The sequence below is a fragment of the Brevundimonas sp. genome, assembly GCF_019636155.1.
Taxonomy (GTDB): domain Bacteria; phylum Pseudomonadota; class Alphaproteobacteria; order Caulobacterales; family Caulobacteraceae; genus Brevundimonas.
The window spans coordinates 64,560-84,813 of sequence record NZ_JAHBYB010000011.1; the positions used below are offsets into that span (position 1 = coordinate 64,560).

General features: G+C 67.4%; 21 protein-coding genes. 16 read left to right on the forward strand and 5 right to left on the reverse strand.

All coding sequences use genetic code 11. From position 1 onward, the window contains the following. Positions 1-8: 8 nt before the first annotated feature. On the reverse strand, positions 9-542 hold the full coding sequence (locus KF910_RS11905; protein ID WP_292263155.1) for a hypothetical protein: 534 nt from the start codon (positions 540-542) through the stop codon (positions 9-11). 94 nt (positions 543-636) lie between these two features. On the opposite strand from KF910_RS11905, the gene fliF reads away from it, so the two are divergent. The 7 genes from fliF (at position 637) to flhA (ending at position 8,821) form a co-directional block, all read left to right on the forward strand. Continuing rightward, on the forward strand, positions 637-2,286 hold the full coding sequence (gene fliF / locus KF910_RS11910; protein ID WP_292263157.1) for a flagellar basal-body MS-ring/collar protein FliF: 1,650 nt from the start codon (positions 637-639) through the stop codon (positions 2,284-2,286). Continuing rightward, entirely contained in the window at positions 2,286-3,320 is a 1,035-nt protein-coding gene (gene fliG, locus KF910_RS11915) for a flagellar motor switch protein FliG (RefSeq protein WP_292263159.1), read from the forward strand. Before fliF ends, fliG begins: the two co-directional genes overlap by 1 nt. After that, on the forward strand, positions 3,320-3,973 hold the full coding sequence (locus KF910_RS11920) for a flagellar assembly protein FlbE (protein ID WP_292263161.1): 654 nt from the start codon (positions 3,320-3,322) through the stop codon (positions 3,971-3,973). The genes fliG and KF910_RS11920 overlap by 1 nt, the downstream gene beginning before the upstream one ends. Next, positions 3,973-4,305: a flagellar motor switch protein FliN gene (gene fliN / locus KF910_RS11925; RefSeq protein WP_292263162.1), complete on the forward strand. Its 333-nt coding sequence runs from the start codon at positions 3,973-3,975 to the stop codon at positions 4,303-4,305. The genes KF910_RS11920 and fliN overlap by 1 nt, the downstream gene beginning before the upstream one ends. A gap of 38 nt (positions 4,306-4,343) precedes the next feature. After that, a complete protein-coding gene (locus tag KF910_RS11930; RefSeq protein ID WP_292263163.1) occupies positions 4,344-5,741 on the forward strand; it encodes a sigma-54 interaction domain-containing protein in 1,398 nt (465 codons plus the stop codon). Between the two features lie 5 nt (positions 5,742-5,746). After that, on the forward strand, positions 5,747-6,631 hold the full coding sequence (gene bla / locus KF910_RS11935; RefSeq protein ID WP_292263165.1) for a class A beta-lactamase: 885 nt from the start codon (positions 5,747-5,749) through the stop codon (positions 6,629-6,631). 99 nt (positions 6,632-6,730) lie between these two features. Beyond that, positions 6,731-8,821, forward strand: coding sequence for a flagellar biosynthesis protein FlhA (gene flhA, locus KF910_RS11940; RefSeq protein ID WP_292263193.1), 2,091 nt, complete (start codon positions 6,731-6,733; stop codon positions 8,819-8,821). Between the two features lie 415 nt (positions 8,822-9,236). On the opposite strand, the gene KF910_RS11945 is transcribed toward flhA, so the two are convergent. Together KF910_RS11945 and KF910_RS11950 are read right to left on the reverse strand one after the other, a co-directional pair. Then, positions 9,237-11,063 (reverse strand): ATP-binding protein, encoded by a 1,827-nt coding sequence (locus KF910_RS11945; protein ID WP_292263167.1) that lies wholly within the window; start codon positions 11,061-11,063, stop codon positions 9,237-9,239. Continuing rightward, the gene (locus KF910_RS11950) at positions 11,060-11,692 is read right to left on the reverse strand and encodes a response regulator (RefSeq protein WP_292263169.1); all 633 of its coding nucleotides are present in this window, start codon (positions 11,690-11,692) and stop codon (positions 11,060-11,062) included. Before KF910_RS11950 ends, KF910_RS11945 begins: the two co-directional genes overlap by 4 nt. 323 nt (positions 11,693-12,015) lie before the next feature. Between KF910_RS11950 and KF910_RS11955 the strand changes: the two genes are divergently transcribed. From KF910_RS11955 to KF910_RS11990, 8 genes are all read left to right on the forward strand, one after another. Continuing rightward, positions 12,016-13,965 carry a phytoene desaturase family protein gene (locus KF910_RS11955; protein ID WP_292263171.1) on the forward strand — a complete coding sequence of 650 codons (1,950 nt, stop codon included), beginning with the start codon at positions 12,016-12,018 and terminating at the stop codon, positions 13,963-13,965. Next, on the forward strand, positions 13,955-14,401 hold the full coding sequence (locus KF910_RS11960) for an abscisic acid-deficient protein Aba4 family protein (RefSeq protein WP_292263173.1): 447 nt from the start codon (positions 13,955-13,957) through the stop codon (positions 14,399-14,401). Before KF910_RS11955 ends, KF910_RS11960 begins: the two co-directional genes overlap by 11 nt. Positions 14,402-14,445: 44 nt before the next feature. Next, positions 14,446-15,195, forward strand: coding sequence for a hypothetical protein (locus KF910_RS11965; RefSeq protein WP_292263175.1), 750 nt, complete (start codon positions 14,446-14,448; stop codon positions 15,193-15,195). Positions 15,196-15,346: 151 nt separating this feature from the next. Further along, positions 15,347-15,763 (forward strand): hypothetical protein, encoded by a 417-nt coding sequence (locus KF910_RS11970; RefSeq protein WP_292263177.1) that lies wholly within the window; start codon positions 15,347-15,349, stop codon positions 15,761-15,763. A gap of 14 nt (positions 15,764-15,777) precedes the next feature. After that, positions 15,778-16,230, forward strand: a complete 453-nt coding sequence (locus KF910_RS11975; RefSeq protein ID WP_292263179.1) for a 3-hydroxyacyl-ACP dehydratase FabZ family protein — start codon at positions 15,778-15,780, stop codon at positions 16,228-16,230. Then, positions 16,202-16,507 carry an acyl carrier protein gene (locus KF910_RS11980; protein WP_292263181.1) on the forward strand — a complete coding sequence of 102 codons (306 nt, stop codon included), beginning with the start codon at positions 16,202-16,204 and terminating at the stop codon, positions 16,505-16,507. The genes KF910_RS11975 and KF910_RS11980 overlap by 29 nt, the downstream gene beginning before the upstream one ends. Next, the gene (locus KF910_RS11985; RefSeq protein ID WP_292263183.1) at positions 16,504-17,601 is read left to right on the forward strand and encodes a 3-oxoacyl-ACP synthase III family protein; all 1,098 of its coding nucleotides are present in this window, start codon (positions 16,504-16,506) and stop codon (positions 17,599-17,601) included. Before KF910_RS11980 ends, KF910_RS11985 begins: the two co-directional genes overlap by 4 nt. Continuing rightward, positions 17,598-18,380 carry a hypothetical protein gene (locus KF910_RS11990; RefSeq protein ID WP_292263184.1) on the forward strand — a complete coding sequence of 261 codons (783 nt, stop codon included), beginning with the start codon at positions 17,598-17,600 and terminating at the stop codon, positions 18,378-18,380. The genes KF910_RS11985 and KF910_RS11990 overlap by 4 nt, the downstream gene beginning before the upstream one ends. On the opposite strand, the gene KF910_RS11995 is transcribed toward KF910_RS11990, so the two are convergent. Next, the gene (locus KF910_RS11995) at positions 18,313-19,020 is read right to left on the reverse strand and encodes an IS6 family transposase (protein ID WP_292263186.1); all 708 of its coding nucleotides are present in this window, start codon (positions 19,018-19,020) and stop codon (positions 18,313-18,315) included. The two genes, KF910_RS11990 and KF910_RS11995, sit on opposite strands and share 68 nt — an antisense overlap. Positions 19,021-19,138: 118 nt before the next feature. Further along, complete coding sequence (locus tag KF910_RS14340; protein ID WP_416354709.1) at positions 19,139-19,579, reverse strand: Ig-like domain-containing protein; 441 nt, start codon at positions 19,577-19,579, stop codon at positions 19,139-19,141. On the opposite strand from KF910_RS14340, the gene KF910_RS12005 reads away from it, so the two are divergent. Next, entirely contained in the window at positions 19,521-19,643 is a 123-nt protein-coding gene (locus KF910_RS12005; protein ID WP_292263189.1) for a hypothetical protein, read from the forward strand. The genes KF910_RS14340 and KF910_RS12005 overlap by 59 nt on opposite strands. Positions 19,644-20,254 lie beyond the last annotated feature (611 nt).

Here is a 20,254-nt window from a genome sequence, read left to right on the forward strand (position 1 = left end):
CATGAGGATCAGGCCCGGTCGTCCGGGTCCTGATCCGGCCAGGATTCGGGGTCGTCTTCGGCCTGGCCCGGTTCCGGCCCGTCTTCCGAAAGGACAGGATCCGACCAGGTCGGGCGGCGGGGCGGTCGTTCCACATGGGCCACGTCGCCGAACAGGATCGGCGGCGGCGTTTCGCCTTCGCGATATTCCCATTCCGACCGGGCCAGGTCCTCAAGCGAGGCGGGATGGACCCTGAACGGATAGTCGGGCGGGCCCAGGGTCGCGTCCGCCAGACTGAGCGCCGCGTCCGGGATGCGCAGGGCGCGGAAAACGGCGAACCAGACGATGATCGCCAGGCCGAAGATATACCCGCCAGCGACGATCAGCAGCTTCACCGCGATGGCCAGCCCGATCTCGCGCAAGGGGGCTGGCAGGAAGGCGGACAGATGGGGCCACAAACGGTCCAGCCAATGGACCGTGCCCCAGACGGTGGCGGCGCCAGCGATCAGCATCAACAGCGCCGCCGCCGTCGCCCTATACATCCAGCCCTCGCGCTTCATCATTCCCCTTTCGCTTAACCACCCATTTACCATGCGGGCGGCACTTTCTGCCTAGCGGGTTGAGCGGTGTCTCCCGCCAGTAGTTCGGGCGGGGCGCGTGGGCGGCTTTACAGCGGCGTTGCAGAGATTCGGGATCGGTCGGCTGACCGTGGTCCTGGGCGTGGCCGCCGGCGTGGCGGCGGTGCTGGTGGCCGTCATGCTGCGCATGGGCCAGGCGCCGGACGCCCTGCTGTATTCCGGATTGGACCTGACCGAGGCCGGAGAGATCAGCTCGGCCCTGAACCAGGCGGGCATCAAATACGCCAGCCGCGGCGACGGCTCGACCATCATGGTCAACCGGGACGAGGTGGGCACGGCGCGGATGCTGGTGGCGTCCAAGGGGCTCGTGACCTCCGGCTCGGTCGGCTACGAGATCTTCGACAACCAGTCGGTCCTGGGCCAGACCGAGTTCCAGCAGAACCTGAACGAAAAGCGCGCCCTGGAAGGCGAACTGGCGCGCACCATCCTGTCGTATCGGGGCATCAATTCCGCCCGCGTCCACATCGTCATGCCGCGCCGCGAGATGTTCCAGGCCCAGGCGGCGGACCCGTCGGCGGCGGTGGTCGTGGGGGTCGGCGGCCGGGCCCTGAACGGCGACCAGGTCCAGGCCATCCGCAATGTGGTGGCCTCGTCCGTGCCGGGGCTGAAGCCGGAGAAGGTGACCGTCACCGACACCGCCAACCGCACCCTGGCGGCAGGATCCGAGGGCGGCGCCTTCAACTCCGCCTCGGCCGAGGAGGCCAGGGCCACGACCGAGGCCCAGCTTCAGGCTCGGATCAAGGACATCGTCGAAGGCGTGGTCGGCGCCGGGGCCGCCCGCGTCCAGGTCACCGCCGAGATCGACCACAGCCGCTCGACCACCCAGGAGCAGAGGTTCGACCCGGACGGCCAGGTAGTGCGCTCCACCTCGACCAACGGCACGGAGAACCAGGACACCAGCGGCGTCTCGGACGGCGCGGTGACGGCGACCAACAACATTCCCGGCGGCGAGGCCCCGGCGACGACGCCCCTGGGCTCGCGCTCCAGCGCCAACACCGAGACCACCAACTACGAAATCTCCAACACCACCACGACCACGGTGCGCGAGCCGGGCGAGGTCAAGAAGCTGTCGGTGTCGGTGGCCGTCGATGGCAAATACACCCCCGGCGCCAATGGGGCCGAGCCGACCTACGCCCCGCGCACGGCCGAGGAGATCGAGCAGATCAAGGCCCTGGTCGCCGCCGCCGTCGGCATCGACGCCCAGCGCGGCGACAAGATCGAGGTCGTCGGGACCCGCTTCGCCCGCGATACGTCGGCCCTGGAGGGCGGGGCCGAGGCCAAGGGGTCGCTGTTCGACTTCAACAAGAACGACCTGATGCGCGGGATCGAGCTGCTGGTCCTGCTGGTGACCGGCCTGCTGCTGATCTTCTTCGTCCTGCGGCCGCTGCTGAAGACGGCGTCGGGTGGCGGCGTCGGCGTTCCGGCCCTGGCCGGCCCCGGCGGCCAGATCTCGGTGGCTCAGCTTGAAACCAGCCTGGTCGGAGGCGGTGGCGGCGGCATGGCCGCCGCGGGCCAGCTGGCCGGTCCGTCGGACATGGACCAGCGGCTGGACATCGCCCGGATCGAGGGTCAGGTGAAGGCGTCGTCGGTCAAGAAGGTCGCCGATTTCGTCGAGAAGAACCCCGATGAATCGACCGCCATCCTGCGGGCCTGGGTGCACGAAGGCTGATGGCCAGGCTGATCAACAAAAAGGCTGTCGTCGAGGATGTCCGCAAGCTGACCGGGCCTGAGAAGGCCGCGGTCATCCTGCTGTCCCTGGGCGAGGACCATACCCGGCTGTGGCAGAACCTGGACGAGGACGAGGTCAAGGAAATCTCCCAGGCCATGGCCAACCTGGGCACGGTGTCGTCCGTGGTGGTCGAGGAGCTGATGGTCGAGTTCGTCTCGGGCATGAGCGGCTCGGGCGGGGTGATGGGCAGCTACGACCAGACCCAGCGGCTGCTGCAGGCCTTCATGCCGTCCGATCGCGTCGAAGCGATGATGGAGGAGATCCGCGGCCCCGCCGGTCGGACCATGTGGGACAAGCTGGGCAATGTGAACGAAGCGGTCCTGGCCAACTATCTGAAGAACGAATACCCCCAGACGGTCGCGGTGGTCCTGTCCAAGATCAAGTCGGACCACGCCGCGCGGGTGCTGTCGGCCCTGCCCGAGGACTTCGCCCTGGAATGCGTCCAGCGGATGCTGAACATGGAGCCGGTCCAGCGCGAGATCCTGGACAAGATCGAACAGACCCTGCGCACCGAATTCATGTCCAACCTGGCCCGCACCTCCAAGCGGGACAGTCACGAGATGATGGCCGAGATCTTCAACAGCTTCGACCGCCAGACCGAGGCCCGCTTCATCGGCGCCCTGGAGGAACGCAACCGCGAGTCGGCCGAGCGCATCCGCGCCCTGATGTTCGTGTTCGAGGACCTGGCCAAGCTGGACCCCGGCGGCATCCAGACCCTGCTGCGCGCGGTCGAGAAGGACCAGCTGGGCCTGGCCTTGAAGGGTGCGTCCGAAAGCCTGCGCGAACTGTTCTTCTCCAACATGTCCGAGCGCGCCTCCAAGATCATGCGCGAGGACATGGAGGCCATGGGGCCGGTGCGGCTGAAGGACGTCGATTCCGCCCAGATCGCCATGGTCCAGGTGGCCAAGGACCTGGCCGCCAAGGGCGAGATCATGCTGGTCGGCCAGGGCGGCGATGACGAGCTGATTTACTGATGACCCAGTCCACGACCCGCCCCTACGCCTTCGACACCGAGTTCAGCGAGACCGGCGCGGTGGTCCGCGCCTCGGACTATCGCCCGATCAAGCGCGCCTATTCGCCGGCCGAGGTCGAGGCCCTGGTCGCCCAGGCCGGGCTGGAGGCGCGCCAGGCGGCGCTCCAGGAGGCCGAGGCGATGCGGGCCATGGCCCTGTCGACCATCGGCCAGTGCCTGGCCGAGGCCATGCCGGCCCTGAGCCAGGCCGTCCAGGCCCACCGCGAACAGTCCGCCGACCTGGCGCTGGCCGCGGCGCGGGGCGTCGCCGGGGCGGCGCTGGACCGTTTCCCCCTGGGGCCGCTGAAGTCGGCGCTGGAGACCCTGGCCCAGGAGGTCGAGGCCTCGCCCCGGCTGGTGGTCGCCGCCGCCGGCCTGGACGGCGAGACGCGCCATGCGATCGAGACCCTGTGCGCCGACGCCGGCTTCGCCGGGGCGGTGCAGTTCCGCGACGACCCGGCCCTGGCCGCCGCCGCCTTCCGCCTGGAATGGGCCGACGGGCGGGCCGACTTCGATCCGGCCGCCGTGGCCGGGCGCATGGCCGCCGCCCTTTCCGCCGCCCTGGCCGCCGAGGCCGGCCACGCCGAAACCTTCACCGACGGGAGCGTGATCTGATGTCCGCCGACGACCTGGCCCTTGAGGAGTTCCCGGACTCCAACGCCCTGACCCCAGCCGACGAGCAGGGCGAAAAGTCCGCCACCGACCTTTCGACCGTGTTCGACGTGCCGGTGAACATCTCGGCCGTCCTGGGCAAGGCCCATATCTCGGTGGCCCAGCTGCTGAAGCTGAACAGCGGCTCCGTGCTGGAGCTGGACCGCAAGGTGGGCGAGGCCATCGACATCTTCGTCAACAACCGCCTGGTCGCGCGCGGCGAGGTGGTGGTGGTCGAGGACCGGCTGGGCGTGACCATGACGGAAATCATCAAGACCGAGGATTCGGGCGCCTGATCGGTCGCCTCGCGTAGGATTTAGAGGAGCAAACACCCATGCGGCTTCTGGTGGTTGGCAGACTGAGCGGGCAACTGGCCCAGGCGGTGAAGATGGCCATGGCCCACGGCGCCAAGGTCCAGCACGTCGAGCGCGCCGACCAGGCGACCGAACAGCTGCGGCGCGGGCAGGGGGCCGACCTGCTGATGGTCGATTACCGCATCGACATCGCCGCCCTGATCGCCGCCAACGACGCCGAGCGCATCCATGTGCCGGTGGTGGCCTGCGGCGTCGACGCCGGCGCCTCGGACGCCGCCGCCGCCATCAAGGCCGGGGCCAAGGAGTTCATCCCCCTGCCGCCCGACGCGGACCTGATCGCCGCCGTCCTGGCCGCCGTGGCCGACGACGAGCGGCCGATGATCTCGGCCGATCCGTCGATGAAGGCGGTGATCCAGCTGGCCGACCAGGTGGCGCGGTCGGAAGCCTCCATCCTGATCACCGGCGAAAGCGGCGTCGGCAAGGAGGTGATGGCCCGCTATCTGCACACCCATTCGCGCCGCGCCGACCGCCCCTTCATCAGCGTCAACTGCGCCGCCATCCCGGACAACCTGCTGGAATCCGAACTGTTCGGCCACGAGAAGGGCGCCTTCACCGGCGCCGTCGCCCGCCGCATCGGCAAGTTCGAGGAGGCCGATGGCGGCACCCTGCTGCTGGACGAAATCAGCGAGATGGACGCCCGGCTGCAGGCCAAGCTGCTGCGCGCCATTCAGGAGCGGGTCATCGACCGCGTCGGCGGGACCAAGCCGGTCAAGGTCGACATCCGCATCATCGCCACCTCGAACCGCGATCTGGCCAAGGCCGTGGCCGAGGGGACCTTCCGCGAAGACCTGCTGTATCGTCTCAATGTCGTGAACCTGCGCCTGCCGGCCCTGCGCGAACGGCCGGGCGATATCGCCGTGCTGGCCGATCACTTCATCAAGAAATACGCCGCCGCCAACGGCGTGCCGCCGCGCCCCCTGTCGCCCGATGCGCGCCGCGCCCTGATCGCCCACCGCTGGGCCGGCAATGTGCGTGAACTGGAGAACGCCATGCACCGCGCCGTTCTGCTGGCGGTCGGGCCCGAGATCGATGTCGAGGCCATCCGCATGCCGGACGGCCAGCCTCTGATGGGCGCCGCCGCGCCCGCCACCTATGACGCCGGTCCGGCCGGGCGCGCGGCCCAGGCGGCCGACGCCCTGACCCGGTCGATGGTCGGCCAGACGGTGGCCCAGATGGAGAAGACCCTCATCCTGGACACCCTGGGCCACTGCCTGGGCAACCGCACCCATGCGGCCAACATCCTGGGCATTTCGATCCGCACCCTGCGCAACAAGCTGAACGAATACGCCGACGAGGGCACGCCCATCCCGGCGCCCCAGTCCGGTGTCGCCGCCGGCTACGCCATCGGCATGGGCTGACGGCGATGGCGGGCGCGGATCGCAGGGCGGTTCTGACGGGGCTGGGCGCCCTGGGCCTGGGGGGGTGCGGCCCTGCGCCGGCAGCCGAGGTCCAGGCGACGGCGTTCGACCAGGCGCTGGACCTGTCGGACCTGGAAGCCCGCCACGGCGGGCGGATCGGCCTGTGCGCCCTGAATGACGCGGGACGGGTGAAATGGCGGGCGGACGAGCGGTTCGTCTATTGCTCGACCTTCAAGATGTATCTGGCCGCCGCCACTCTGATCCGGGTGCAGAACGGGCAGGAACGGCTGGATCGCGCCGTGCCGATCACCCGCGCCGACATGATCAGCCACGCCCCGGTCACCGAGCCCGCCGTTGGTTCGACCCTGACGGTCGAACAGCTGATGAAGGGCGCGGTCGAGGTCAGCGACAACCCGGCCGCCAACATCCTGCTGAAGGCCATGGGCGGGCTGGAGGCCATGCAGGGCTTCTATCGCGCCATCGGCGACGACACGACGCGGGTGGACCGGTTCGAGCCCGAGATGAACCGGCTGGATGGCGAAAAGGACACCATCCGGCCCATGACCTCGGCGAACAACATCCACCGCCTGTTCCTGTCGGACAACACGCCCCTGAGTGTGGAGTCCCGCTCGCGGCTGCTTCAGTGGATGACCGACAGTCCCACCGGCGCGGGCCGCATCAAGGCGGGCGTTCCGACCGGCTGGCGCGTGGCGCACAAGACCGGGACCGGCGGCTATGGTCCGACCAACGACATCGGGGTGCTGTATCCGCCCCGCGGCGCGCCGATCACCATCGCCGTCTATTACCACGCCGCCACGGACGACCCGGCCAATGAAGGCGTCATCGCCGAGACGACGCGCCGCGTCCTGGAGGCCTTCGGCCATGGCTGAGCGGGCCGACTCGCCGTCTAAATCCTTCCCCCTCGGGGGAGGGGGACCATGCGCGGCATGGTGGAGGGGGCGGAGCTTCTCGTGACCGATACAGCCTTGATGAAGGACGGCCTGGCGCGCCCGACGGGGCGCGACGTCGTCGGCTGGCTGGCGCGCGGCGAGGTGGCCATGGCGGTCGGGGTGATCGGTGTCATCCTGCTGCTGATCCTGCCGATCCCGAAATTCCTGCTGGACCTGCTGCTGGCCATCTCCCTGGTGTCGTCGGTGCTGATCCTGATGACCGCCGTGATGATGAAGAAGCCGCTGGACTTCGCCATCTTCCCGACCGTGCTTCTGGTCTCGACCCTGTATCGGCTGGGGTTGAACCTGGCCTCGACGCGGCTGGTCCTGACCCATGGGCACGAGGGGCATGACGCCGCCGGCCAGGTGATCAAGGCCTTCGGCAGCCTGATGATGGGCGGCAGCTTCATCATCGGCATCATCATCTTCTGCATTCTGCTGGTGGTGAATTTCGTCGTCATCACCAAGGGCTCGACCCGCATCGCCGAGGTCAGCGCCCGCTTCACCCTGGATTCCATGCCGGGCAAGCAAATGGCCATCGACGCCGACCTGTCGTCCGGTCTGATCGACGAGGCCGAGGCCAAGCGCCGGCGCAAGGAGCTGGAGCAGGAATCGACCTTCTTCGGGGCCATGGATGGCGCCTCGAAATTCGTGCGCGGCGATGCGGTGGCCGGGCTGATCATCACCTTCATCAACGCCATCGGCGGGATGCTGATCGGGGTGATCCAGCACGGGATGGCGGCGGGGGACGCGGCCAATTCCTATGTGCTGCTGACGGTCGGCGATGGCCTGGTGACCCAGGTGCCGGCCCTGATCGTGTCCATCGCCGCGGGCTTCCTGGTGTCCAAGGCGGGGGTCGAGGGCACGGCGGACAAGGCCCTGGTCAGCCAGTTGGCCAGCAATCCGGTCAGCCTGGGCATGGTCTCGGGGGCGGCGGGCCTGATCGGCCTGATCCCCGGCATGCCGCTGATCCCCTTCGCCGCCCTGGCCATCGGGGCGGGGGTCATGGCCTGGCGTCTGGGCCGCAACCGTCTGAGACCCGCCGCGCCGACCGAGGCAGAGGCCGCCGCCGCCGCCGGCCCGCGCGAGGATGTCGAGGAGCCCATCGGCACGGCCCTGAGCATCGACGAGGTGAAGATCGAGCTGGGCTATTCCCTGCTGGCCCTGATCAACGACCTGGAGGGCCGCCGCCTGACCGACCAGGTGCGGGCCCTGCGCCGCTCCCTGGCCCAGGAGTACGGCTTCGTCATGCCCAGCGTCCGCATCCTGGACAATATGCGCCTGCCGACCCAGGGCTACGCCATCCGCATCAAGGAGATGGAGGCCGGCCAGGGCGAGGTTCGCCTGGGCCAGCTGATGGCCATGGATCCGGCCGGGCGCCAGGTCGAACTGCCCGGAGAGCACACCAAGGAGCCGGCCTTCGGCCTGCCCGCCACCTGGGTCGATGAATCCCTGCGCGAGGAGGCGACCTTCCGCGGCTACACCATCGTCGACCCCTCGACCGTCCTGACCACTCACCTGACCGAGATCCTCAAGGAGAACATGGCCGACCTGCTGTCCTACGCCGAGGTCTCCAAACTGCTGAAGGAGGTGGGGGAGGAGGAGAAGAAGCTAGTCGAGGAGCTGATCCCCACGGTCGTCACCACCACCACCCTGCAACGGGTGCTGCAGTCCCTGCTGCGCGAGAAGGTGTCGATCCGCGACCTGGGGGCCATCCTGGAAGGCCTGGCCGAGGCGGCGCCGCACACCACCAGCGTCACCGGCCTGGTCGAACATGTCCGCAGCCGCCTGGCCCGCCAGCTGTGCTGGCAGCACAAGGGCGACGACGGCGCTCTGCCCATCGTCACCCTGTCGCCGGAATGGGAAAGCGCCTTCGCCGAGAGCCTGGTCGGCCAGGGCGAGGACAAACAGCTGGCCATGGCGCCGTCGCGCCTGCAGGACTTCATCCGCTCGGTCCGCGACGTGTTCGAGCGCGCGGCCATGGCCGGCGAGACGGCGGTGCTGCTGACCGGACCGCAGATCCGGCCCTATGTCCGCTCGATCATCGAACGCTTCCGCGGCCAGACGGTGGTCATGAGCCAGAACGAGATTCACCCCAAGGCCCGCCTGCGCACCATCGGCAGCGTCTAGTAGGGAACTCATTTAGTCCACGCGGTCACGGCGCAGGATCTGGACTCATAAACTCCGTCCTCCTTGTCTGTTGACGGCCTTGTCGGATTGTCGAGGTTGATTGGCGGGCGGCGCACCGTGTCACCCTAGGTTTTGAAGACCGTGGCCGAGCCAGGTGGGCCGCCCGCCTTTCGTCATCCACCCCGAACAGTTGCCGGGGCCGGCGTTGGCGCGCCGAGTCCGCTTACCGCGACCTGGTTTGAGCAGATGGGCCGCCATCCGGTTCATTTGGCGCCGGCCAAGGTCGCCTGTTCTCGGCGCGGCGGACAAGTTGAGGGGCGCTCTGGCAATTCGATGGCCATCTGCCTCCATTCCGTTGGCGCCGCGTGATCGATTGACCCTCGACGGATGCCGCTCCGGATCCCGTCGGGAGGTGTCAGCCGGCCAAGACGGCCGGCAGGGTGAGGGTCAGGGAGGACTCTGTTTCGCCCAGGCGCAGAACGATGTCGCCGCCAAGTTGACGGGCGCGGCGACGCATGTTGTCGAGCCCACGACCCGCAACGGACGCCGGCCCGCGCGCCTTGTCCCTTCGGTCGTTCGTCACCGTCAGCACGGCCGCATCGTCCAAACCGCGCGTTCCTCTGACCTCGATCCGTCCGGCTGGCCCGTGTTTCAGGGCGTTGGTGATCGCCTCCTGAAGAATGCGCAGGATGGTTAGGGCATATGTGGGAGCAACACCGCCGACCTCCGGTAAGGCCTCCATCGACCACACAAGGCCGACGCCCAAACGGCGAAGCTGCGGCGTCAACCGTTCTCGGAACCCGGCCAGGGCGAGGCGCAGGTCTCCATCCTCCAGATCGAGAGAATCGATCACCAGGCGCAAGTCCTCCAACGCGGCGCGGGCGGCGGCTTCGATGTCTCCTGGATGAACCTCTCGGCGCTCGGACAGGGCGATGATGGAAACCAGGTGCCCGCTCACACCGTCGTGCAGGTCCCGCATCAGGCGACGGCGCTCCTCGTCCAGCGTGAACTGGGCCGTCCGTTCCTGCGCCTCGGCGTGGAGCCGCGTCAGTTCTGCTTCCTGTTCCAGCAAGCGTTGGCGCTGCGTTTCGTTGGCCACGTCCAGCTCGTTGAGACTGGCGGCCAGACGACGCATCAGCAAGGCCAGGATGGCGACGATGATGAGCGTGCGGACATGGGACGTCATCATGAAGGGGTCAGCCACCAGGCCGAACAATCCGGCAATATCCCGCAAGGCGAAACATCCGGTCAGCAGGAAAGGCGCGGCCAGCAGCAACTGGTCCCACGGCGTCGGCCGGCGTCCCAGCCCTAGCAGCAAGACACCGCCGGCCAGATTGCCCCCCATAGCGAAGAAAAAGGCGGTCAGCCTCCCGAGCGGCGCGGGGAGTCCCGCGACCGTTCCAAGAATCAGGATCAGCGGCAGTATGACAACGCCGTAGCGGAGCCAGCGCGGTCGTCTGACCTCGAGAATAGCCAGGGCAAGGCCCACGACCGCCAACCCCAGGGCGGATACCATCAAGGGCACGACCTTCTGGCTCCAGCCCAGCCACGCGGGCTCCAGGCTCGATCCGGACAGCACGTTCAGAAGGCTTCCCGCGCCCAGCAGGAATAGCCAGCCAAAGACCGGATCACGCCTGCGCGCGGTCCACACGACGGCGATGGCGAACACCGTCAGGAGATGGATGCATAGCGCCACCATCCGGGTCACGCCGTCACCCATCACCCATAGCCATCGCATCGGAGCGACGTTGGTCTCTGTGGCCAGATACACGGGCGACAGATGACCCGGAACGATTCCGCCGCTTCGCCGCAGGGTCAGTTCCAGCCGACCTCCGTGCGCCCCCGACGGCAGGCGGAACAGGGCCGTCGAACCGGCCTTGGCTCCGGTGATCTGGGGGGCTTCGCGCTCCAGCGGGTGGCCATCCAGACTGGCGCCGAGCAGGAGCCGCGTTGACGGCAAGAGCAGAACCATCGCCTCGCCCGGCGGCGACACGGGGAGCCGCAAGCTGTAGGTGGCTGTGGTCGGCCCCGGATCGATGTCCCGACGCCAGTCGTGCGGAAGGCGAACGCTCCGGGCCGGACCGCCATCGACCTGTAGCCGCGCGTCAACCAGGGCGGTCGCTTCTTTCGGCACTGGCAGCCGGAGGACAGCCGGCGCCAACCATAGCGACAATCCCACGGCGAAGAGCACCAGCAGGCGCGGCGCCCAGGCCTGGATCCAGGAAGGGACAACTCGGGTCACAAGCGGATCAATCCCAATCGTGAGGCCTCGAACACCGCCTCTGATCGGTTCCTTGCTTCCAGCTTGCGATAGATGTTGCGCACATGGACTGGCACTGTGTGGCGCGAAATGCCCAGGTGGTCCGCGATCTCGCCATAGGTGAAGCCCTTGGCCACGCCCCAAAGTATGTCCATTTCGCGGGTCGTCAGGGGGTTTTCGACCGGCGTCGGGTCCGCCTTGTCTGGGCCGCCCAGCCGGCGCACCAGGACGCGGGCGATGCGCGAGGAGATGGGTGAGCGACCGGCCATCAATTCCGTGATCGCTTCGACGAGATCTAGGGAACCCGCATCCTTGAGCAGATAGCCGGAAGCTCCGGCCTCGATGGCGTCGATCACCGTGCCCTCGTCCGCCAGGACGGAGATCACCATGGCCTCGGCCTCGGGTTGCGCAGTTCGCAGGGCGCGGATGGCCTCGACACCGTTTCCGTCAGGCAGCTTCAGGTCCGTGATCAGCAGATCGACGGGATGCGCCTGGAGCGCCGCCAATGTCTCGGCCAGGTCGCTGCAGACCGCCAGCAGTTCGCCGCCTTCCCATTCGCGCAGCAGGGCGGCCAGCCGTTCCCTGACCGGCCTATCGTCTTCGGCCAGCACGATGCGCCAGAGTCTATTTGTCCCGTCAACGGAAGATGAAGCCGTCATGGGTCCCTGCGCCCGCATTCTTTATCAGCCGTTGTAGGATCGGTCTCCGGCCCCGTGAATACCTGATTGGAAGTAGCGTCCGAAATCGCCCTGGCGCCGCGCCAGAACGCGGGCATACCTATTTCGCGGTATCCCCGGCCTTGCCAGTTCCACCTTAAGCCTGCGCCCCATCACGAAGCGCTTGGGGGGCGGATCATGGCTGGGTCACGACGGTGGAAGCCTGATCCTTTCCGGCGCGACCACCGAAATCTTCGGGCCGCGCGATGAATGTGACGATGGTCGATCTCGTCGTCGCGGGAATGGCGTTAGCCGCGAGCGGCGCCATGGTGTTGAGCGTCGCCTTGCGCCGCCCCTGGACCGCGCCCTTCGCCGCCATCGCGTACGGGAAGGTCTCGGGGACGCCTCTGTTCCTGACCATCAATCTGGCGATCTCCGCGTTGTGGAGCGTGTTGCTGTTCTGGCTCGCGCTCGCCTGTGTCGCTGACCTGCCGACCGTGGCGCGATGGGCGCCGCTGGCGGCCGGAGGCCTGGCGTCGGCGATATTGCCCCCCCTATGGATCCAGCTGGATCTGCAGCACAGGGCAGGCGGGGACAAGCGCAATCGCTGGCCCAGCCCTGACTTTTCCGGACGCGATCCCGACGCCTACGATGTCGCCGTCATCGGCTCCGGAATCGGTGGGCTGACGGCGGCCGCGCTGCTGGCCAATCGCGGGCTCAAGGTGGTGGTGTTCGAACAACACGACCGTCCCGGCGGTTTCTGCCATCACTGGGTGCGGCGCGGACGCGACGACCAGACGGGACAACGGCTGATGTTCCGTTTCGATTCCGGGGTGCATGATTTTTCCGGCTGGTGGCCCGACGGCACCCTGGACGTCCTGCTGCGACGCCTGGGGAAGGCTGCGGCCGTCAGCTGGCGCCGTCTGGACCACAGCTTCGTCCATAACGGCCCGCGCCTCGATGTGCCTCGCGACTGGCGCGCCCTGGTCGCCCTGCTGGGCGAACGTTTCCCGCATCAGGCCGCGGGGATCGCGGCCCTATTCGAGGAGATTCACCAAATCTACGAGGCCATGTATTCCACCACGGAATACCACCACGGCTTTCCCGGCGCGCCGCAGACGCCCAAGGACGCCATGGCATTCGCCAAGGCGCACCCGCTGGCCGCCGCCTGGGTTGATCGCCCTTGGCGCACATTTATCAACCGGCACGTGACCGATCCGGGCGCGCTCGATCTCATCGAGGGCATCGCCGCCTATCGGACCCATGACGTGACCCTTATCACCGTGGGCGCCATGGCGCCGCTCTATGCCTATTTTTTCATCGGCGGCGCCTACCCCGTTGGGGGTTCAGGACATTTCGCCCAGGTTCTGGCCGACGCCATAGAGGCGCGGGGCGGCGAGATTCGCCTGCGGACCGGCGTGGCGCGCATCCTTCAGGCCGACGGCGTGGTCCAAGGCGTCGTGGCGCGCGACCATCGCGGAGCCGAGACGAGCGTCCGGGCGACCGCCGTCGTCTGTAACGCGGACCCGGGCGTGCTGGTCCGCGACCTGCTGGAGGACAGTCCCCAGCGGCATCTGCTGCTGCGCCAGTTCGGGCGGATCACCCCTTCCTGCTCGGCGGTCGGCATGCATGTCGGCGTGCGGGGAACCATCGAGGCGCCGCCTATCGTCCACGTTCGGACCGGCGAAGTGGAGACGGAGGTGATCTTCACCGCCTCTGTCGATCCGACCTGCGCGCCCGAGGGGTATTCCACCATCGACCTGTTCCAGTTGACCCCGCCGGACCAGTCCGCGACCTGGTTCCCGGACGGGCAGGACGGCGACCTGAGGGGTCTGCGCCGATCACAGCCCTACAAGGACCGCAAGGATGACGCCTCCGAAAGCATGCTGGCGGCGGCGCGGCGGATCGTGCCCGATCTTGATTCCCGCATCGTCTATCAGAGCAACGCCAGTCCGGTGACCTTCCACCGCTACGGCTGGACGCGGCACGGCGCCATCTACGGCCTGCGCAATCCCGGAGGCGGCCTGCCGGTGCGGACGCCGGTGCGGAACCTCGTCCTGGCGGGAGCCATGACCCTGGGCGGCGGGATCGAGCCGGCGGCGCTGTCGGGAGCCTTCGCGGCTCAGGCCCTGGTTCCGGACGTGCTGGAGCCGCGCGAGGCGTCGCGAGCCGAAAACCGGGCCCGAAACGAAGGCGCCCCTGCACCGGAGGTTGCTCATGCCTTCTGATTTCGGCGCGCCGGACATCCTTTACGCCCTGACCGGCCTGGTCATCGTCATCTGCTGGGCGTTTCTGATCCTCCATCCGAACCGGTCATCGCGCTTCATCACCGTTCCGAAGTTCGGCGTGCCCTTAGCGTTCGGCCTGATCTACGCCGGCGTCATGATGGCGAAGTTCGCCGGTTCCGGTGGAGGCTACGGGTCGATCGCCGAGGTGCGCGCCCTGTTCGTCCATGACGACATCCTGCTGGCGGGCTGGCTGCATTACCTTGCTTATGACTTTTTCATCGGCGTCTGGATCGCCGAACAGGCGGACCGGATGGGGCTGTCGCGCCAGATCCAGGCGGTCATCCTCGTGGTCGCCTTCATGTTCCCTCCCATGGGCCTTGCGCTGTTCCTGATCACGCGCGGGGCGACCCACGGCCTGCGGAGGATCACGGCATGAGATCGGCGCTTCCCCTGGCGGACGATGAGACGACGCGCGCCTGGTTGACCGTCGCGAGCTTCATGATGGCGGTGGTCGTCGTCCTCACGCCCGGCGCCTTCTACGACCCGCGCCTCCTTTCCGGCGCCGATGTCTGGGCCAAGCCGCTGAAGTTCGCCCTCTCCCTGGCGTTACATTTCATCACCCTGGCGATCCTGGCCCAATTGCTGCGCCCCGAGGTCCGCACGGACCGGTCGATGTCGCGCCTGGTGCGCGTCTCGGTCGCCGCAGCGCTGTTCGAGATCGCCTACATCGCCTTTCAGGCAGCGAGGGGCCGGCCCTCGCACTTCAACTTCGATACGCCGTTCGAGACCGGCATGTACGCCCTGATGGGGATCGGCGCGACGTCGCTGGTCGTGATCCCCTTCCTTCTCGGCCTGCGGATTCATCGCCAGCGAGACGGCGACCGGTCGGCCTATCGCCTCGGCGCCATGGTCGGCCTGCTGCTCGCCCCGATCCTGACGCTGGTGGTCGCGGGATACATGTCCGGCGTCGCCTATGACCGTTGGGTGGGTGACGGCGTGGGCGCCAGCATTCCTTTGTTGGGCTGGTCGCGCGTGGCCGGTGATTTCAGGCCGGCGCACTTTATCGGTCTGCACGCGATGCAGGTCCTGCCGCTGGTGGGCTGGATCGCCGATCGGACGGCGCCCGCACAGGCCCGTCGGATCGTCTGGCTGTCGGCCGTGTTGATGGTCGTCACGACCATCGCCCTGTTCGCCCAGGCCTTGGCGGGGCAGCCGCTGTGGCCGCTATGAAGGCGCACGCCGCCTCCATACCCCCTTCTAGGTATTCCGCGCGCCTGGCGGGCCGGCCTAATCCCGTCCGCGTCGATGCCGTTCTTCCTGGGGCGCGACCGTGCCGCGACCCGTCGCGCACACCGATAGGCGACCGGCGGGGGCGGGCGCGATGACCGACATCATGGCTGGGATCAGGAACACGACGTGGGCCGCGCCCTTCATCTACATTGATCGCATCATCCACATGGACAGGCGGACCGCCGTCGCCCTGACGGTCTTCAACGGGGACAAGGAACGGTTCGGCTATGACGGCTTTGTCAGTCCGTCGCTGCTGATCGAATGCATGGCGCAGCTGTCGCTGGCGCTGATCCGGCATTCCGATCCCGAGGTCGAGATCGGCGTCATCCCTTCACTGCGGGACATCGTCATGACGCCTCCGGGGACCGGCGCCTTCCAGGCGGCGATCCGCGTGCTCTGGGAGGGTGGGGACTATCCCCGTTACGCCTTCGCGGGATCAGCCTTCGTCAGGGGCGAACAGGTCTGTGAAGCCCATCTCGACATCCTGGCGACTCGGGGCGCGGCATGAGGGCCGGCTTCGACATGGCGCGCCTGCGGACCGTATTCGGCAACGGGGTCTCCCACGCGGAGGACGGCCGGACGACGACCCTGACGCACCGATTCAGCGAGGAACCCTTTCTCAAGGGCCATTTCCCGGACTTCCCCGTCGTCCCGGGCGTGATCCTGCTGGACGGCATGATCCTGGCGATGCTGCACGCCTTCACGCATCGGACCGAGAGGAGCAGCGCCGAGGTCCGTTCGATCGCCGTCGAGACCGTGACCTTCCATAGGCCGGTTCTGCCGGGGATGCATCTGGCCTTCGTCACGCGCCTGGACCTAGGCGACGACCGTATTTCCGGCAAGGCATCGGTGATGGTCGGTGATGTCCGCCACGCCAGGGCCAGCCTGTTCCTGCTCACCCAAGGCGACGCCGCACCTCGGCCCGCCGACACACGGAGAGACCGCCATGACCATGACCGCCACAACCACGCCTGACATCTCCGCCATCGAATCCGTCATCATCGAGGACATCTTGCTGGATGGTCTCGATCTGACCGGCCTCGGTTATCACAAGGACCAAATCGGTGGCGCGACTCCGCTGTTCGAGGAAGAAGGCGGCCTGGGGCTGGATTCCCTGGCGGCGCTGGAGGTGGCGATCCTGGTCCAGCAGAAGTTCGGCTTCAAGGTCGAGACGCTGAACCGCGAGTTCTTCGAGGCCAACTGCACGACGGTCAACGTGCTGGCGCAATACATCAGAGGCCGACTGTCGTGACGCCGCACGCGACGGGCACGGCCAGGACCGGGGCCGACGAGGACGTCGTCTTCATCATCGGGCTTGGCTCCTATCTGCCGGGCGAGCCGGTGACCAACGAGGTCATCGCCGCCCGTCTGCCCAATGTGCCCGTGCGCGACCTGATGAATTACTTCGGTGTCGAGCAGCGGCATTTCGTGGTGTCGCCCGAAACGGGCGAACGCGCCGAACCCAACCTTGGCACAGCAGAGATGGCCTTTCGTGCGGCGCGGGCCGCCCTAGCTGACGCGGACATGTCGCCCGACGAGATCGATCTGATCATCACCACCACGGCGACACCCGACCTCATCATGCCGCCCGTCGCCCGCCAGCTTCAACGCCGGCTCGGCGTGGAGAAGGCGCAACTGTGTGATCTGCGCGGGGGATGCGCGGCCGCGATCCAAGGCCTGATCCTGGCGCAGACCCTGATCCGTTCTGGCCGCGCCCGGACCGCGTTGATCTGTGGCGCGGAATGCATGTCGCCCTACTATTATGGCGAACGGCTGCTGCGGAACGCCGCGCCGAACTCGTCGGACATGATAAATGGCCTGATCTTCGCCGATGGCGCCGCCGCCATGGTTGTCGGCGGCCGACGCGCGGCCCAGGCGCGCGGGCGCGCCCTGGAGATCGGTTACTGCAACGCCGTCTCGACCCATCCGGACGAACAGGAGGGGCTGCTGATCGGGCCGGACGAGAAGAAGCTGATCCCCGTCCAGACGACGCACAACCACAAGATCATCAGCCGGCTGCTGCCCAGGATCGTCGGGGCCGCCGTCACCGACCTGGTCGAGAACGGCGGACGTCGGGCCGAGGACTACGGCACGATCATCGTGCCCCAGGCCAACCGCTCGCTGATGAACATGATCGTGCCTGAACTGGTCATGGGGCTGGATGGGCTGATGTATTATATCGGCGACCGCACGGCGAACATTCCGGGCGCCGCCATGGTCATGGCCCTGGACTTCGCCGTACGGTCGGGCCGGGTATCGGCGGGCGGGCCGCCGGTCGGCGTGGTCGCCGCCGAAACGGCGTCGTGGACCTATGCCGTGGTCGATCTTGCGGCGATGGCGGCATGAGCGCCTCCGCCTCTACGAAGAGCGTCCTCATCGTCGATGCGGGCCATGGCGTCGGTCCGCTGCTGGCCGACCTCCTGGCGGCGCGCGGCCTGGAAGTCGTCGCCTGGACGCCGGATGGCGTCGGAGCCGGTGACGTTGCGAAGGTTCGATGGGTGTCGGGGCCCGACCTGGCGGCGGTCGGCGCGGCTCCGTTCGACGCCGTCGTCTTCAACGCCTCAACCCTGGATGAGGGCGCGCTGCTCGCCGCCGGAACCTTGGCCGACGCCGTCGCGGCGGACGGCGCCTTCTTTCTGGAGACCCTGCAGACAGCGGCGCGCGCCATGATGGAGGCCGGACGGGGGCAGATCTGGGTGCTCGGGTTCGACGACAGCTTCGCCTATTATCTGCCGATCCCGATCGCACCGGTCACCCACCACGTCCGGATCGGCGCCGTACGGGCGCTGGCCAAGGAACTGAGCCGCTTCGGCGTCGCGGCCAATGCGGCGGTCCTCCAGCCCGCGCCGGAAGCGACCGATCCGTCGATTTGGCCCGAAGCGCGCGCCGGCCTGGCCTCCTACGCCCAGAAGTTCAAGACGGTCTCCCTCGCCTCGATCGCCGACACCCTGGCCTTCTGGCTGAGATCCGAGGCGCCGCCCCTGAACGGCTCGGGGCGCTGTCAGTCCAACGCGAACTTGTCTCCACTGAACGCACCTTGGGCAAGGTGGTCGAACCTCAGCCGGCGAGCGACTGCCACTCAGCCAGGGCGACTGAGCGTCGGGTCTTGTAGTCGTCTCGGCTGATCAGATGGCGGTCCTGGTTGAAGTGGTTGTGGAAGGCGGCGTGGACGGAGCTGAACTTCTGGAGGGTCTTCATCCGGCGGAAGCGAAGCATCGCTCGCTCTCGTCGTCGAAAGGGCAGATGGGAGTTTTCCACCCTGTTGTTGGCCCAACGGCCGACCTCCTGACGATCGGCGTTTCCGAGGTCGTTGAGGGCGGCTTTGTACGAGCGCAACCCGTCCGTCACGATGGCCTTCGGTCGGCCGTGTCGCTTCATGGCTTTCTTGATGAACTTCAGCGCTGCGGCCTTGTCGCGGGTCTTGGTGACGAAGGATTCCAGAACCTCGCCTTCATGATCGACGGCTCTCCATAGGTACCGCATCTCACCGTTGATCCGGACGTAGACCTCGTCCAGATGCCAGCGCCATTGGGTGTAGGCGCGCATGTGATGCACGCGTTTGCGGCGGATCTCGGCGGCGAACATCGGGCCGAACCGGTTCCACCAGAGCCGCACCGTCTCGTGGCAGATGTCGATGCCGCGCTCGGCCAGCAGGTCCTCGACGTTTCGCAGGGACAGCGGATATCGGACGTACATCATGACCACGAGCCGGATCACCTCCGGCGAGCTGTCAAACCAGCGAAAGGGGTTGGTCGATTTGGCCATCCGGGGACGCTACGGCCGCCTCCCTTAGCCCGCAATCAGTTTGGGCTGACAACACCGGCCCAGCGGATCCCACACCAGGGTCGCGCCCCCCGGCCCCGTCACCAGCCGGTTCTCCACGTCATAGACATAGGTCCCCGACCCGTCCGAGGTCATGTTGCCGTTGGCGTCGTGGGTGAAGGCCGCACCCCCCACCGTCACATACTGGTTCAGCCCGTTGACCGCATAGGACCGGCTCAGGTTCGCATGGCCGGCGAAGTCGTAAAGGCCGTTGCTGCGCGACCGCCCCACCACCTGGCTGGCCGGATTGTAGGCGAAGGTGGTGGTGATGTCCTGGGTGGTTCCCGACAGGTCGTGGGCCAGGGAAGTCAGCCGCGAGCGGCCATCGTAGCCATAGGCCGTGGGCCAGGACCAGGCGGAGCCGGTCCTGCGGTTCAGCGCCGTGGCCCGGCCAAGTTCCCACCGCCGTCACCGTCAGGGGGTCGCCGTCCGGATCGCTGTCGTTGGCCCGGACCATGATGTTGACCGAGGCCGAGGTCGTCACGCTGGCGGTGTCGTTCACCGCCACCGGCGGCCGATTGACGCCGGAGACGACCAGCTGGGTCCGGTTTCCGACCGCGTCATAGCTGTACTGGACGACGACCCCGTTGTCGTAAGCGACCTGGATCAACCGGCCCAGTGCGTCGTACTGATAAAGGGTGTCTGCCGCAGCCAGACCCGGCAACCCGCTGGCCCACAACAGGGCGGCCAGGCCGGCGCCGGCCTTTCGCATCGAGGTTTTCATCCGGCGCGCCCTCCCAGACACAGAACGAAGACTCAGAATGGTAGAATATTCACGCTAAACTCGACGCTTCGTCTCGAATGAGGCGCTGCGTTCACAGTGTCCGACAGAGGCGCGTCCTTAAGCGCCTTTATATGTCCGGACATGCGGAGATGGATTATTTCCGAACATCTTATGATGGGTGCCGTCTTGGCTGTTTCGTCAACCGGCAGTTTTCCGAAACGGACATTTCGCGTGTGGATGTCTCGGGACGACGTTGAACGGCCTATGGTTTGGTTGGTAATTTGCGTCGCCATGAGGAGAGGCCAGACAGCGGCTAGGCTGGCCGCATCTCGAATTGCGGCGCGGCCTCAGATAGTGGGTAGGTCGGTCCTAGGCCCCCCGGGGGGGGGGGGGGGGGGGGGGGAGCGCCGGCGCGAGATGTCCCCGATAATTTCCCTCTTTTCAGGGAAACCC

What these genes read in the sequence shown, in the direction of transcription:
- KF910_RS11905 (WP_292263155.1), bottom strand. Translation starts at nt 542, where the DNA reads ATGATGAAGCGCGAGGGCTGGATGTATAGGGCGACGGCGGCGGCGCTG.
- fliG (WP_292263159.1), top strand. Translation starts at nt 2,286, where the DNA reads ATGGCCAGGCTGATCAACAAAAAGGCTGTCGTCGAGGATGTCCGCAAG.
- KF910_RS11920 (WP_292263161.1), top strand. Translation starts at nt 3,320, where the DNA reads ATGACCCAGTCCACGACCCGCCCCTACGCCTTCGACACCGAGTTCAGC.
- fliN (WP_292263162.1), top strand. Translation starts at nt 3,973, where the DNA reads ATGTCCGCCGACGACCTGGCCCTTGAGGAGTTCCCGGACTCCAACGCC.
- KF910_RS11930 (WP_292263163.1), top strand. Translation starts at nt 4,344, where the DNA reads ATGCGGCTTCTGGTGGTTGGCAGACTGAGCGGGCAACTGGCCCAGGCG.
- bla (WP_292263165.1), top strand. Translation starts at nt 5,747, where the DNA reads ATGGCGGGCGCGGATCGCAGGGCGGTTCTGACGGGGCTGGGCGCCCTG.
- flhA (WP_292263193.1), top strand. Translation starts at nt 6,731, where the DNA reads ATGAAGGACGGCCTGGCGCGCCCGACGGGGCGCGACGTCGTCGGCTGG.
- KF910_RS11955 (WP_292263171.1), top strand. Translation starts at nt 12,016, where the DNA reads ATGGTCGATCTCGTCGTCGCGGGAATGGCGTTAGCCGCGAGCGGCGCC.
- KF910_RS11960 (WP_292263173.1), top strand. Translation starts at nt 13,955, where the DNA reads ATGCCTTCTGATTTCGGCGCGCCGGACATCCTTTACGCCCTGACCGGC.
- KF910_RS11970 (WP_292263177.1), top strand. Translation starts at nt 15,347, where the DNA reads ATGACCGACATCATGGCTGGGATCAGGAACACGACGTGGGCCGCGCCC.
- KF910_RS11975 (WP_292263179.1), top strand. Translation starts at nt 15,778, where the DNA reads ATGGCGCGCCTGCGGACCGTATTCGGCAACGGGGTCTCCCACGCGGAG.
- KF910_RS11980 (WP_292263181.1), top strand. Translation starts at nt 16,202, where the DNA reads ATGACCATGACCGCCACAACCACGCCTGACATCTCCGCCATCGAATCC.
- KF910_RS11990 (WP_292263184.1), top strand. Translation starts at nt 17,598, where the DNA reads ATGAGCGCCTCCGCCTCTACGAAGAGCGTCCTCATCGTCGATGCGGGC.
- KF910_RS11995 (WP_292263186.1), bottom strand. Translation starts at nt 19,020, where the DNA reads ATGGCCAAATCGACCAACCCCTTTCGCTGGTTTGACAGCTCGCCGGAG.